We start from the raw sequence: 13,639 nt of genomic DNA on the forward strand, positions 1-13,639 counted from the left end.
TGGCGTCCCCTTTGGTCAATGCGCGTGGCGCGGTGGAGGCAACGATTTGCTTTGTTCTGCCCATCGATATGCCGGAGATCGAGCGCCGGAGGTTGGAAGTCCGACTTATTGAGGCTGCGAGCGAAATTTCCATCGCGGCCCACGGGTGACGTGCTCCACGGGCCGTATACTGTCGCACTACCGCGTTAGGCCGGAAGGAAGGCCTTACTGGTATGCCACTCCAGTTCTCAGTGATTGACCGACCTGGACCAGCCGGGCAATCCGGAGCTGTCACGGGGTCGTTTGGCGACCGTGCCCATTCAACTCTTCCGCTACGTCTTCGATAAAAGCAGCGGATTCGCAGCAACCGATAATTATCATCTAATCTTCGATCGCGAGGAAACCGCGCTTTAGGTGAGATAGATTCTGACTGGCATTCAAACGCTACCGAGCATATCTTGCCAAGCCCAACGGCATCCGTTGATAATTCGCAACCTCGACGCGTTCGAGGGACCTAAGAGCGTTGCCAACCCCATGGTTCGTCGCTGCTAGAGAAGCGATAATGAAAGAGCATCGCAACAACGCGGCCGCAAGGCCCGATTGTTGTAGCCCGAGCGTGATTACCCGCCCCTCGATTGCGGAATATAACGCAATATCTCGTTGTCATATCGACATCATGATGTCATGATGTCGATATGACAAATGAATATGAACACATACCGCTGTACGCGAAAGTCGAAGCGGCCCTTGCTGCAGAAATATCATCCTCTGTTCTCCGTCCAGGCCGCCAACTTCCAACGGAAGATGAGCTAACGGAACGATTCAACGTGAGCCGAACGACGGTTCGTAAAGCGATAGAGCTGTTGGTGGCGCGCGGATTAGTAGAAATCAGACGAGGAAAAGGCACCTTCGTTGCGCATCCCAAGATCACCCAAGAATTGACCCAGTTGACGGGGTTCGTAGAGGATATGGAGGCGCTCGGCCGCACGCCGACCGCCCGGGTGCTGGATAGGCGCAACGTCGCCGCCGATACAAATGTTGCGCGGCAACTCGCCATTCCGACTGGTACCTTGGTCATGCGGATTCAGCGCGTGCGACTAGCCGACGGCGTGGCCATGTCCTTCGATGAGACCTACCTGCCACGCGAGATCGGAGAGAAGATCGTTACGCACGACTTGGATGCTGAACCGATTTTCTCGCTGCTTGAGGACAAATACGATTTGCCTCTTACCGAGGCGGAATATCGTCTTGAAGCCATCACTGCCACGTCGGATGTAGCGCAAGCGCTCGCCATTAGTTCAGGTAGTGCGATCTTTCTGATAGAGCGTACGTCCTACACTACCGGACATCGGCCAATTGACTACGAAAAGCTGCATTATCGCGGGGACCTGATTAAGTTCGTCACCCGGCTGGCACGACGCCCGCGCGAATGTTCTTGACGGGGGCCGAGCAATGGAAACCCTATGTTTTTTTGCGGCCGCTTTCGGCGCAAGTGCTCTGGGTGGTGTGCTCGGCATGGCTAGTGGCATCTTTATTGTACCCATTCTCACGCTGCTGTTTGGCAGGGATATTCATGTTGCCATTGGAGCAAGTATCGTTTCGGTAATTGCCTGCTCATGCATCAGCGCGGCCCCGTTCATAAAAGGTCGCCTGACCAATATTCGCCTAGCCATTGTCCTCGAGACGGCGACCACGCTCGGCGCGTTGACCGGCGTTTTTCTTATCGGCATCGTTCCGACCTCGGTTTTGTACACCCTATTTGCAGCCATTCTGGCGCTTTCGGCGATGCAAATGCTTGCAAGGCGGTGCGAAACGATCGACGCGATCAGCACGGATGTGACGAGTTGGGCCACGACCCTACGCCTGCACTCCAGCTATCCTGATCAAGTGACGGGGCATGAAATGCCTTATCAAGTCGGCCACGTTCCATTTGGCATGGTGCTGATGTACGCTGCCGGGCTGATTTCTGCATTGCTCGGCATTGGCTCCGGCGTCCTGAAAATCCCGGCGATGGACACTGCCTTGAGACTCCCCATCAAAGTATCATCCGCTACGTCGAACTTCATGATTGGGGTGACAGCAGCAGCCAGCGCAGGTGCATACTACGTACGAGGCGATATCGACATTGACATTACCGGTCCGGTCGCACTCGGTTCAGTCATCGGTGCGCTCGTTGGTGCTCGTCTGCTGATGGGGCTCCCGGCTCACAAGTTGCGTATTTTCTTCGTGATCGTTCTCGCACTGCTGGCAGTTCAGATGATTCTGAGTGCCTTTGGTGTCCAACTTATTGGTGGTACAGCATGAAATCTGCTTTGGAGCGGCGGGACTATGTCATCGCCGGGCTGCTTTGTTACGGAACATGGTTCGCGACAGCGATGATTGCGGTCGGCGTCATCTTGACCGCTGTCAAACCATTCCTTGGTTCACTCGTCCTCCCGCTGAGCGGTTTTAGCGCGGTGAAGGCAGGCGTTGCGGTGCTCATCTTTCTCCCTGTTGCGCGGCTAGCGCTGATGCTGATCCTTTTCCTGCGCGACCGCGACCATGTGTATACTGCGATTACGGCTCTGGTGCTGGCAGTCATCGGGATTGGTGTTCTCATTGAAATCTGAGCGTTATTCACTCTATGAAATCGGAGCGTTTGTCGTCGCCGGCTTCTTTCTTCCGTAAGGGCATTTCCGATCCAACGCGCCGCGGTCGTCCCAAGACGTTGTGTAACCACGCGGACACTTTGAAAGTAAGCGCTATTTTCGCTGCGCCCGGACGGCTTCGCTGAGCATAACCACCCACGGGCGCCAGCGTAACTCCGCTTTGTTGGACATTTGTTTCGGAAAAGTTAAACTGTAAAAGGTGCCGATATCGGCCGCATCGTCAATTTTGTAAGTACGTGTTTTCGGCTGACTACGTTCGGCAGCATCGCGCTCAATCTGGGGTGCATTAGAGAGCTTTCCCGATGCACGCTCTTTTTCAGTAAACAGCTGGCAGCAGAGGTCATTTCCGGAGCAATCTAGCAGAAACGAACGCAGAAGCCAAAGGCGATGGACGCTCCTCTTTGGCGCTCATGCACTTCCGAACGAGATTGACATTCACGTCTTGTTCCCGCGCCGGGTGGGAGACCGAAAGGCGGGCTCTAAACCCGCTGCGACAAGTTGATCTCGCAAAGCAGGTTCGACGGCGAACATCACAACCAACAAGCCGCACCTGCAGTTTACGAACATCATATCCGATTTGGTGCATCAGAGCACTGAGCTTCAGAAGGTGTACATAAATTCGCGCTTAGCTTTGAAGCTACATTGGTCATCGAAACGGTCAAAACGGGATGAGAATTAAGGAGAGGACGCCCACGTGCCCGCCGAATACCTCTCGAAAAGTTGCTAGCTCAATTGAAAGTGCTTCATCCCCGATCTTATTCGACAATGAGGGGAATGCACCACCAAGGTGAAATATATTTCATATAATGAATTATATTGACAGTCGCGTTTCTTTGCGATTAGCTATCAATACTGGTCTTCGAGGAGGAGGGCCGGTCTTCACAAAGATCAACGGCGTTTTTGGGACGCTTTCCGCGCGTTTGGGAGGGGCTTCGGCCTCGAGGAGGACACTTGCGCAATTTTCTGAGCACGACCGCAATGGCGGTTCTTGCGGCAACGCTTCTGGCCGGTTCCGCAACGGCAGCCGAGACCGAGAATCCGTTCCGCTGTAAACCGGGCGAAAAATATGTGATGAACGTCATGGTTTCTGGCGTTGAATACTGGTTTCCCGTCTATGAAATGTTCAAGCAGGCTGGTCGGCAGTTCGGCTGCGAGACGGAATATACTGGCACACCAGAATATGACGTGAACAAGCAGATCGCCACGTTCGATCAGGCGTTGGCGCAGAATCCAGCTGGTATTCTTGTTCATCCGATGAACTCCGACCCGTTCATCGAGCCCATCAACCGGGCGATCGATCAGGGTACGGCGGTCGTCACATTCGCAGCAGATTCTCCGTTGTCGAAGCGTGTGTCCTTCATCACTTCGGACAACACACGAGAAGGCACCTATGCGGCCGATGCCATCGCCCAGAAAATGGGCGGCAATGGCGAATATGCTGTTCTTGAAAATCCGGGACAGGATAATCACGACAAGCGCATTGCAGCTTTCATCGCCCGCATGGAAGAGAAGTGGCCTGACATGAAGCTGGTTGGTCGTGCTGCTTCCAATCAGGACCCGACGAAAGCGTATCAGGGGCTGTCGAGCCTCATTCAAGCCAATCCGAACCTCGGTGCGGTTTTCATGCCGGAGGCCAACTCCGCAATTGGGGCTGCGCAGGCGAACAAAGAAGCTGGTGGCAAGGTTCTCGTCATGTGTGCCGACGTCAACGCCAACATCCTCGACATGATCAAGGCTGGTGAAGTCTTCGGTTCGATCAATCCGAACCAGGGCATGCAGGGCTATATGGGCTTCTTGCTGCTGTGGCTTGCCAAGCATCCGGAACTGATCGACCCGATGAATGACGCCAAGCGTTCCGGCTTCAACCCGATGAGCATTCCCGTTGTCGATAATGGCCTCTCAATTGTGACCGCAGAAAACGCGGACGACTTCTATTGGGACAAATATCTGAAGCGTCGCGGTACTAAGGGCATTGACGAATAGGCTCCGTTCAACAAGCCATCCGCGCCCTGTGGTGCGGATGGTTTGAATGGAGAGGGAGGAAAAAGATGGCTGAACCGGTGCTTACCATCCACGGTGTAACCAAGCATTTCGGAGCGGTGAAGGCGCTGACGCAAGTGGATTTCAGGCTTGAACGTGGTGAGGTCCATGCGCTCTGCGGCGAGAACGGTGCTGGTAAATCGACACTGATGAGCATTATCGCTGGCGTTTTGCAGCCGACTGAAGGTGAGATACGCATTGACGGCAAAACCGTTCACATTGCCTCCCCCGCCGTGGCGCAATCGCTTGGTATCGGTCTGGTGCATCAGGAAATAGCGCTTTGTCCGGACGCTACAGTGGCCGAAAACATGTTTATGGCGACGACCAATCGCCGTCGTTCGCCGTTCATGAATTACGGCGCGCTGGAACGTGATGCGCAGATCGTGATGAACCGCCTGGCGGCTATCGATGTTCGGCAGAAGGTCGCCAACTTGCCGATTTCCAGCCAGCAGCTCGTGGAGATCGCCAAAGCGCTGACACTCGACTGCCGTGTGTTGATTCTGGATGAACCCACGGCTGCGCTCACCGAAACGGAGGCACAGCAGCTCTTTTCGATCATCCGTGATCTCAAGGCAAACGGTATTTCCATCATCTATATTAGTCACCGCATGGCCGAGATTTTCAACCTCTGTGACCGGGTGACGGTTTTCCGCGATGGTCGTTATGTATGCACCGATCGCATTGCCGATGTGAAACCCGACGATGTGGTGCGTCGGATGGTAGGACGGGAGATCACGCAGCTCTACCCGGATAAACTTGGATCGCACGAGGCGGCAGGCGAAATTATTCTCGAAGTCGACGGAATCGGCGATGGCGTGCGCTTTAATGACGTAAGCTTTACCGTTCGCAAAGGTGAAATTCTTGGTTTCGGTGGCCTTATCGGATCGGGGCGAACGGAGATTGCCGAAGGTGTCTGCGGCCTTCGTCCACGCACTGCGGGAACAGTTCGCCTCCATGGCAAGACACAGAAGATCAGTTCATATTCCGACGCAGCCAAGGCCGGCATTGTTTATCTTTCAGAAGACCGCAAAGGTTCTGGTGTATTCCTGGAGATGTCCATCGCGCAGAATATTTCCGTGCTGGACCTGAAATCATTGACCAATGCCGCCGGACTTCTCAACGGTCGAGCCGAAGCTGCACTTGCAGAGGATTTTGCGAAACGGCTTTCCGTGCGCATGGGTGGCATCGAAGCGCCTGTGAAATCACTTTCAGGCGGCAATCAACAGAAAGTGGCAATCGCCAAGCAACTGGCGGTAAAGCCTAAAGTCATTTTGATGGATGAACCGACACGGGGCATTGATGTCGGCGCAAAAGCGGAAATTCATCGCCTGCTGCGGGAGCTTGCGCGTTCCGGTATTGGCATCATCGTCATCTCGTCGGAAATGCCGGAACTTCTTGGTCTGGCTGACCGCGTGCTGGTCGTTCGGGAAGGGCACATTGCGGGAGAGCTTTCTGCGGACACCATGTCGGAAGAGGCAGTGATCCTTCTTGCTTCAGGCGTTGGCGCGGAACGGGCATCGCATCATGCCGCATGAAAAGAAAATGGGAGAGGGTGAAATGGCAATCGACACAATGGCAGCGGCTGCGCCAAAAAATTCGTCGATAAGGCGCATAGGAACCATGCGTGAAGGCGGTTTGATTGCGATCATTCTGGCATTGGCCATGGTGATGAGTTTTGCGTCGCCGCATTTTCTGACGCTCGGCAATTTTCGTGCGATGCTGATGAGTTTCTCGGTGGAAGGCATCGTCGTGGTGGGGATGACGATTCTGTTGATTGTCGGGGGCATCGACCTTTCGGTGGGCTCGGTGGTCTGTTTCTCCATGGTCCTTTCCGGCGCACTCTTTCTGACTGGGCTCGATCCATGGACGGCTTCGCTTGTAGGCATTGCGGCGAGCGCAGCCATCGGCGGCATTATGGGATTCTTCGTAACCGTCGTTGGCCTCAACCATTTCATCACGTCGCTGGCAGCCATGGTAATTGTGCGTGGTCTCTGCCTTATCATCACCAAAGGAACGCCGCTGTCGCTTTTCACGCTGCCGCCAAGCTTCAAAGCGGTGGGGCAGGGCACATTCTATGGCATCCCCTATGTCATTTTGATTTTCGTCGCCGTCGTCATTCTGTTCGACTTCTTGCTCCGTCGCGCTACGGCCTTTCGCAAGGTGTTCTATACCGGCAGCAATGAGAAAGCGGCGCTCTATTCAGGCATAAAGACGAACCAGGTCAAATTCTGGGTTACGGTGTTGTGCTCGACGCTCGCCGGTGTTGCAGGCGTCATCTATATGTCCCGCTTCGGTGCTGCTACGCCTACTTTTGGTGTTGGGATGGAGCTGAATATTATCGCTGCGGCAGTCATCGGCGGTGCATCGCTCAGCGGTGGTTCAGGTACTATCCTTGGCGCTATTCTCGGCATGGCTCTGCTTTCGTTGGTCACATCCTCGCTGATCCTCCTCAATGTTTCGGTGTACTGGCAGGACATGATCAAGGGCTGCATTCTTCTTGCCGCTGTTTCGATCGACCATTTCCTGCACAAGCGGAAGGTGTCCTGATATGCCCATTGCTAAACTGAAACCGAGAACAACAGCGCCACGTGAGGAAATCGTCGTTGCCCGCCAGATGCATCAGGCTCTCGTCCTGCATTTTCTGGAGGGGCTGACACAGGCGCAGATTGCGGACCAACTCGGCATTTCTCACGCAACTGTCAACCGGCTCATCAAACGCGGCCGCCAGCTTGGCCTTGTAGAAATCAAGATCAAGTCGCCGGTCGAGCCTCTTATCGATCTGGAAGAACGATTGCTGGCGCTTGGTGGCATTAGCCGCGCCATCGTTGTGCCGACCGCATCCGACAACCCGCAAACGGCTTTGCTGGCGGTGGGGGAAGCCGCTGCCCGCCTGCTTCTTGAAGAAATCGCCGATGGTGACACGATCTGCATCACTGGCGGAAAGGGCATGAGTTCCGTGGTCGCTGGAATTCAAGCCCCACGCCGTTTCGATGTTGAGGTTATTCCAGCAACGGGCTGCGTGCAGGGGAAGCACTATACTGACGTCAATCACGTCTCGACTTTGATGGCCGAAAAGCTCGGAGGGCATTCCTATCAGATACATGCGCCCTTGTTCGCAGATGATGCTGCGCAGCGCGCTATGCTGATGAACATGCGCTCTGTCGCTGACGTGTTCCAACGGGCGAGGGAGGCCAAGGTGGCCATCGTCGGTATCGGCTCTATCGTCAGTACGGATTCGACCTATTACGATCTGCACCCGTCGTCGAGTGAAGACCGGACGGCTATCGAGCATTCCGGTGCCAGTGCGGAACTTCTTGCCCATCTACTCGATGTGGAGGGACGGATTTGCAACTATAGCCTCAACCGTGCGCTGGTCTCGCTTACGCTGAATGAGTTTGCGCACATCCCGACGAAGATCGGTGTCGCCAGTGGATTGAACAAGGCCGAATCTATCCTGAGTGTTCTTCGCGGCAATCATCTCGATACGCTCGTCACCGACGAAGCGACTGGCGCCCGCGTTCTCGAACTTGCATCCCAAGAAGGATATTTCGCATGAGCGGCGAACAGTTGATCCGCGAAATCGGGCGCTCCGGCGTCAGGGCGTCCGCAGTCGGTCTCGGTACATGGGCTATAGGCGGCTGGATGTGGGGCGGAACGGATGAAGCCCAATCCATCGCAGCTATCCAGGCATCGCTGGATGCTGGCGTGACGCTGATCGATACGGCGCCGGCCTACGGCCTCGGACGATCTGAGGAAATTGTCGGCAAGGCAATTGCCGGATGCCGCGGCAAGGCGGTGATCGCGACCAAATGCGGCCTCGTCTGGCATACCCGGAAAGGTAAGCACTTCTTCGAACAGGATGGAAAGCCAGTCCATCGCTATCTGGGGCGGGATGCGATCATCCACGAGGTGGAAGAAAGTTTGCGCCGTCTTGGTACCGATTATATCGATCTTTACATCACTCATTGGCAGGACCCGACGACACCAATCGAAGAGACCGTCGCGGCGCTTGATGACCTGAAACAGGCAGGAAAAATCCGGGCTGTTGGTGCCAGCAACGTCAATCGGTCGGAACTGGAGCACTATGTCCAGACTGGCGCGCTCGATGCGATCCAGGAGCGGTTCAGCATGATCGATCGGGAGATCGAGCAAGACTTGCTGCCGCTTACCACTGCAAACAATGTATCGACGTTGAGCTATTCCTCACTCGCGCTTGGTCTTCTGTCTGGCATGATCGGACCGGAACGTGTGTTTTCCGGGGACGATCAACGCAAGGACAATCCACGCTTTTCCGTTGCCAACCGGCAGAAGGCAAAGGATTTTGCGACGGCTATAAAGCCGGTCGCCGATCGCCATGGCGCGACGATAGCCCAGATCGTGATTGCTTGGACGCTGGCGCAGCCGGGAGTGACCTTCGCACTTTGCGGGGCGAGAAATCCAGCGCAGGCGCTCGACAATGCGCAGGCAGGAAGGCTCCGGCTTTCGTCTGATGACTTTGCGGCTATCGACACGGCCATTTCGGCACAACTGGTTAACATGGACGGATAACGGACGGCCATCATGAACCGAAAAGAGATATTAGACGGGCTCCGCCAGAGCCCGAAGGTGGACGTTTGTGTCGTCGGCGGTGGCATTAACGGGCTCAGCGTTTTCCGTGAGCTTGCGCTGCAGGGCGTGAACGTGCTGCTGGTTGAGCAGTCCGATTATTGTTCGGGCGCCAGCGCTGCGCTTTCACGTATGGTTCACGGTGGTTTGCGTTATCTGGAGAATGGCGAGTTCAGCCTCGTGAAGGAAGCCCTTGTCGAGCGTGACAGATTGCTGCGCAATGCTCCCCACTATGTCGCGCCGCTACCGACAACCGTTCCGATCTTCGACATTTTCTCGGGGTTAGGAAATGGGATTGTACGTTTTCTGGGGCTTACGCGCCGTCCGAGCCGGCGTGGTGCAATCGCCATCAAAGCAGGATTAGGTATCTACGATTTTCTGACGCGCAAACGAGCGCTTATGCCAAAACACCGTTTTCGCAGTCGCAAAACGACACTTGCAAAATGGCCTTCGCTCAATCCCGCGATCCGCAGTTCCGCTACCTACTTCGATGCTTGGGTCAGCCATCCAGAGCGGATTGGGGTCGAGCTTCTGCGCGACGGCCTTTCAGCTGGACCGAATGCCAAGGCGCTGAACTATGCGGCAATTTGTGAAAGTGGCGGTGGTGATTTTCAGTTATTCGACAGTATTTCCAGCGAAACACTCTCTATCCAGCCGCGGCTGGTCATCAACGCGACGGGTGGCTGGATCGATATCGCGAATGGCACACTGTTTCCGAAAGAGGCACAACCTGCCCCGCTGATGGGGGGCACCAAAGGCTCGCATCTCATTGTCGATAATCCCGCTCTCAGTGACAGTCTTGATGGGCACATGATCTATTACGAGAACGAGGATGGACGCATCTGCATCCTGTTTCCCTATCTCGGCAAAGTTCTCGTCGGCTCGACGGATATCCGCGTCGACGATCCCGGCACCGTGCGCTGCGAGGCAGACGAACGGGACTACATTTTGCAATCGCTCGCTTTCGTGCTGCCAGAGATCAAAATACGTCCTGAGGAGATTGTCTTCCAGTTCGCAGGCGTGCGCCCGCTGCCAGCCAGCAACGACAGTTTTACTGGCCGTATCCCACGCGACCATTTCTGCACGGTGCTTGAAGGGCAGGATGACCGTCCTCCCGTACTCTGCATGATTGGCGGCAAATGGACAACTTTTCGCTCCTTTGGCGAAATGGCGGCCGACTTGGCACTGAAGCGGCTGGGTTTGTCGCGGCGGATCGACACGGCGGAACGAGCCATAGGCGGCGGACGCTCATTTCCGAAAGATCGTGCAATCTGGATTACTGACCTTGCCAACACTAGTGGACTATCTGTGGATCGCGTCACAACTCTTTTCACGCGGTACGGCACAGATGCCGCTGAAGTAACCAATTTCATCGTAGAAAGGCCTGACTACGCTTTGCCGAATGCCGAATACAGCACGCGAGAGTTCCTCTATCTCATCCGAACCGAGGCAGTCGAGCATCTTGATGACTTGCTTTTGCGTCGCACGACATTGGCGATTTCCGGCGAGCTATCTCTCGCCATGACCGAGGCCGTGCTTGATTTGCTGGCGACGGAGAAGAGCTGGTCGCCCAAGCACCGCGACGCGGAGCTGACGCGATTTCTAACCCTCATGCGCGAGCGCCACGGTGTCCCCGCCGAAACCCTTTCCGCAAGGAACGAACAAAGGAGTGAATTATGCGAGAAAACCGCAAAGTCCGGATGAACCGGCTGTTCGGCAACGGTCGCTGTCTGGATGTGGCTGTCGACCATGGCGTGTGCAATGAGCCCTCTTTTCTCGACGGCTTGGAGAATATGCCAGCTGTCATCAAGGCATTGATCGACGCAAAGCCTGATGCAATCCAGATGAACTATGGTCAGGCCGACCTGCTGCAGGATGTTCCCGGCAAAGATAAACCGGCGCTGGTCATGCGCCTCGACATGGGTAATCCTTATAACCGTATCCGCCATCGCGACATGTGGGCGGTGCTGCAGAACGAGGCCGATCCGCTGATCGGAGCGCTGCAGATGGATGCGGCCTGTGTGGTGGTGAACCTCTTCATGCTGCCGGACGAGCCGGACCTCTTTCGTCAATGCGTGCAGAACATTTCCCGCGTTCGGGCAGATTGCGAAAAATACGGTATGCCGCTGATGATCGAACCGCTCGTCATGCAGCCAGTCACAGAGCGCGGCGGCTACATGGTTGATGGTGACGCCGACAAGATCGTGACGCTCACGCGGCTCGCCCGTGAAATGGGAGCTGACATCATCAAGGCAGACCCGACAACAAATGCAGAGGATTTCCATCGTGTCGTAGAGACCGCACGTTGTCCGGTGCTGGTGCGTGGCGGTGGTAAGGAAGATCTCTCCGCAGTATTTACCAAATCTGCAGCCTTGATGCAGCAAGGTGCAATGGGCATGGTCTATGGGCGTAACATATATCAGCATGCCAATCCAAGCGCCGTGGTGCGCGGATTGATGGCGATTATCCATAAGAATGCGAGCGGCGAGGAGGCCTATTCGCTCTATCAGCAGGGTTGAGTTGCTGAACTACTTGGACCTTGGGAGGGGTTCTTCATGCAAAAATATCTGTTGGGGCTCGATGCGGGCAACACTGTCATCAAGGCGGTGGTTTTTGATCTTTCGGGACGGGAGCTCGCCCATGCAGGTCAAGAAGGACATAGCCGCATGCCGCATCCTGGTCACGTCGAGCGTGACCTTGGCGAGCTCTGGTCCAATGCCAAACGGGTTATAGGGGCTTGCCTCGATAAGGCGGGTATAGCGGCGAGCGATATTGCCGCTATCGGCTGTGCCGGACATGGCAACGGGCTCTATGCGCTCGACCGGGAGGGAGAACCGCTCATAGGCATCCAGTCGCTCGACACCCGCGCGACTGGTCTCGTTGAAGAGTGGGTGGCGGAAGGGGTGGGCGCGAAGACGTACCCGATAGCGCGCCAGCGTCCATGGCCCTCCCAAACCCCGACACTGCTCGCCTGGCTGAAACGCTATCAGCCCGAACTGTTCAGTCAGATTGGCACTGTATTCTTCTCCAAGGACTTCGTAGTCAATCGCTTGACAGGCAAACGTTTCAGCGAAGTTTCCGACATGTCAGGGGCGGGCTTGCTCGATCTTGCAACGCGCCGTTACAACAGTGCTTTGATGGACGCTTATGGTTTGGGTGACAGTATGGACATCCTGCCGCCGCTCATCGAAAGCGATAATATTGCAGGTAATGTAACTGAGGCTGTGGCACGGGAGACTGGGCTTGCGGCGGGTACGCCCGTTGTTGGAGGGCTCTTCGATGTCGTAGCGTCGGCGCTGGGGTCTGGCGTCTCGCGCTCAGGAAGTGCATCGATCATTGCGGGTACGTGGAGCATCAACCAGATTATTATCGACGGCCCTGATCTCGAGGGGCCAGTCTTCATGACCTCTACTTTTGATCGCAGCCGTTACATGGCGATGGAAAACAGCGCGACGTCGGCTGCAAATTTGGAATGGCTGGTGCGAGAGTTTTTTGGAGGTGAATATCATGCCGATATCTCTCCGTTCGATGTTTGCTGCGGCCTGGCAGCGGCGATAGAGCCCGCGAATGATGATCCGCTATACCACCCCTACCTGTACGGAGCGCAACAAGACGGTCACGCACGAGCCGGGTTTTACGGTATTGCGGGATGGCACACCAAGGGGCACCTGATCCGTGCGTTGCTTGAGGGTGTAGCTTTTGGTCATCGCCAGCATGTGGAAACGATCCGCAATGCAGGTGCGACCTTTGAGGAAGCTGTGCTTTCCGGCGGTGGCTCACGCAGCCGTCTCTGGCCCCAGATATTTGCCGATGTGCTCGGCGTACCTGTTACCGTTGCCGTCTCACGAGAAACAGGTGCATTGGGCGCAGCCATTGCAGCCGGAACGGGGGTTGGTCTGTTCTCAGATTTCACAGAAGGCGCCAATGCTATGGTGCGCGCTGATCGGCACTACAAGCCGAACGCCGCGCTGGATAGGCACTATAATCGCCGTTACGCTCTTTATAGGGATATCACAGCGGCAATGACGCCACTTTGGCGTTCGATACAAACCAGTTCAGTACAAAGTGCGCACAGTCCGCGAAGATCGCTCAGCTAATGTTAGGTGTTTACCCCATCATGGGGGAAAAGCACGATCACGACAAACCGCGTGCCCGACGCCAAGGCTGCCCATCTGAAAAGCATTGCTCTCTTATTGCGAGGGTGCGCGGTTCCATTCCGGTACTCAGGCGACAGAACCGCTTTATGGCACCGCCGATACACAAATTCGCTTCTCTGCGAGGCTGGCCAACCTCCGGCATATCGATGGGCAGAACAAAGCAAATCGTTGCCTCCACCGCGCCACGCGCATTGACCAAAGGGGACGCCA

The 13,639-nt window shown here is 55.6% G+C and carries 11 protein-coding genes; all 11 read left to right on the forward strand.

Features of this window, described 5'->3' with window-relative positions:
* Window positions 1–674: 674 nt before the first annotated feature.
* The 11 genes from JNC63_RS21655 to JNC63_RS21705 all read left to right on the forward strand — a co-directional run bounded on the left by JNC63_RS21655 (window position 675) and on the right by JNC63_RS21705 (window position 13,369).
* The gene (locus JNC63_RS21655; RefSeq protein ID WP_075042517.1) at window positions 675–1,418 is read left to right on the forward strand and encodes a GntR family transcriptional regulator; all 744 of its coding nucleotides are present in this window, start codon (window positions 675–677) and stop codon (window positions 1,416–1,418) included.
* Window positions 1,419–1,431: 13 nt separating this feature from the next.
* Entirely contained in the window at window positions 1,432–2,283 is an 852-nt protein-coding gene (locus JNC63_RS21660) for a sulfite exporter TauE/SafE family protein (protein WP_075042518.1), read from the forward strand.
* Window positions 2,280–2,588 (forward strand): DUF1634 domain-containing protein, encoded by a 309-nt coding sequence (locus JNC63_RS21665; protein ID WP_075042519.1) that lies wholly within the window; start codon window positions 2,280–2,282, stop codon window positions 2,586–2,588. Before JNC63_RS21660 ends, JNC63_RS21665 begins: the two co-directional genes overlap by 4 nt.
* 990 nt (window positions 2,589–3,578) lie before the next feature.
* Window positions 3,579–4,610, forward strand: coding sequence for a substrate-binding domain-containing protein (locus JNC63_RS21670; protein ID WP_075042520.1), 1,032 nt, complete (start codon window positions 3,579–3,581; stop codon window positions 4,608–4,610).
* 65 nt (window positions 4,611–4,675) lie between these two features.
* On the forward strand, window positions 4,676–6,202 hold the full coding sequence (locus tag JNC63_RS21675) for a sugar ABC transporter ATP-binding protein (protein WP_075042521.1): 1,527 nt from the start codon (window positions 4,676–4,678) through the stop codon (window positions 6,200–6,202).
* 22 nt (window positions 6,203–6,224) lie between these two features.
* Window positions 6,225–7,214, forward strand: a complete 990-nt coding sequence (locus tag JNC63_RS21680) for an ABC transporter permease (protein ID WP_075042527.1) — start codon at window positions 6,225–6,227, stop codon at window positions 7,212–7,214.
* 1 nt (window position 7,215) lies between these two features.
* Window positions 7,216–8,223 (forward strand): sugar-binding transcriptional regulator, encoded by a 1,008-nt coding sequence (locus JNC63_RS21685; RefSeq protein WP_075042522.1) that lies wholly within the window; start codon window positions 7,216–7,218, stop codon window positions 8,221–8,223.
* On the forward strand, window positions 8,220–9,215 hold the full coding sequence (locus JNC63_RS21690; protein WP_075042523.1) for an aldo/keto reductase: 996 nt from the start codon (window positions 8,220–8,222) through the stop codon (window positions 9,213–9,215). Before JNC63_RS21685 ends, JNC63_RS21690 begins: the two co-directional genes overlap by 4 nt.
* A gap of 12 nt (window positions 9,216–9,227) precedes the next feature.
* Window positions 9,228–10,976 carry a glycerol-3-phosphate dehydrogenase/oxidase gene (locus tag JNC63_RS21695; RefSeq protein WP_075042524.1) on the forward strand — a complete coding sequence of 583 codons (1,749 nt, stop codon included), beginning with the start codon at window positions 9,228–9,230 and terminating at the stop codon, window positions 10,974–10,976.
* Window positions 10,949–11,791 carry a class I fructose-bisphosphate aldolase gene (locus JNC63_RS21700; protein ID WP_075042525.1) on the forward strand — a complete coding sequence of 281 codons (843 nt, stop codon included), beginning with the start codon at window positions 10,949–10,951 and terminating at the stop codon, window positions 11,789–11,791. The genes JNC63_RS21695 and JNC63_RS21700 overlap by 28 nt, the downstream gene beginning before the upstream one ends.
* A gap of 36 nt (window positions 11,792–11,827) precedes the next feature.
* The gene (locus JNC63_RS21705; RefSeq protein ID WP_374846768.1) at window positions 11,828–13,369 is read left to right on the forward strand and encodes an FGGY-family carbohydrate kinase; all 1,542 of its coding nucleotides are present in this window, start codon (window positions 11,828–11,830) and stop codon (window positions 13,367–13,369) included.
* Window positions 13,370–13,639: the final 270 nt, after the last annotated feature.

Origin of the sequence: Brucella ciceri, from assembly GCF_041930145.1 — a bacterium.
Lineage (GTDB): Bacteria > Pseudomonadota > Alphaproteobacteria > Rhizobiales > Rhizobiaceae > Brucella > Brucella intermedia.

What these genes read in the sequence shown, in the direction of transcription:
- JNC63_RS21705 (WP_374846768.1), top strand. Translation starts at nt 11,828, where the DNA reads ATGCAAAAATATCTGTTGGGGCTCGATGCGGGCAACACTGTCATCAAG.
- JNC63_RS21680 (WP_075042527.1), top strand. Translation starts at nt 6,225, where the DNA reads ATGGCAATCGACACAATGGCAGCGGCTGCGCCAAAAAATTCGTCGATA.
- JNC63_RS21690 (WP_075042523.1), top strand. Translation starts at nt 8,220, where the DNA reads ATGAGCGGCGAACAGTTGATCCGCGAAATCGGGCGCTCCGGCGTCAGG.
- JNC63_RS21660 (WP_075042518.1), top strand. Translation starts at nt 1,432, where the DNA reads ATGGAAACCCTATGTTTTTTTGCGGCCGCTTTCGGCGCAAGTGCTCTG.
- JNC63_RS21665 (WP_075042519.1), top strand. Translation starts at nt 2,280, where the DNA reads ATGAAATCTGCTTTGGAGCGGCGGGACTATGTCATCGCCGGGCTGCTT.
- JNC63_RS21695 (WP_075042524.1), top strand. Translation starts at nt 9,228, where the DNA reads ATGAACCGAAAAGAGATATTAGACGGGCTCCGCCAGAGCCCGAAGGTG.
- JNC63_RS21700 (WP_075042525.1), top strand. Translation starts at nt 10,949, where the DNA reads ATGCGAGAAAACCGCAAAGTCCGGATGAACCGGCTGTTCGGCAACGGT.
- JNC63_RS21685 (WP_075042522.1), top strand. Translation starts at nt 7,216, where the DNA reads ATGCCCATTGCTAAACTGAAACCGAGAACAACAGCGCCACGTGAGGAA.
- JNC63_RS21655 (WP_075042517.1), top strand. Translation starts at nt 675, where the DNA reads ATGACAAATGAATATGAACACATACCGCTGTACGCGAAAGTCGAAGCG.
- JNC63_RS21675 (WP_075042521.1), top strand. Translation starts at nt 4,676, where the DNA reads ATGGCTGAACCGGTGCTTACCATCCACGGTGTAACCAAGCATTTCGGA.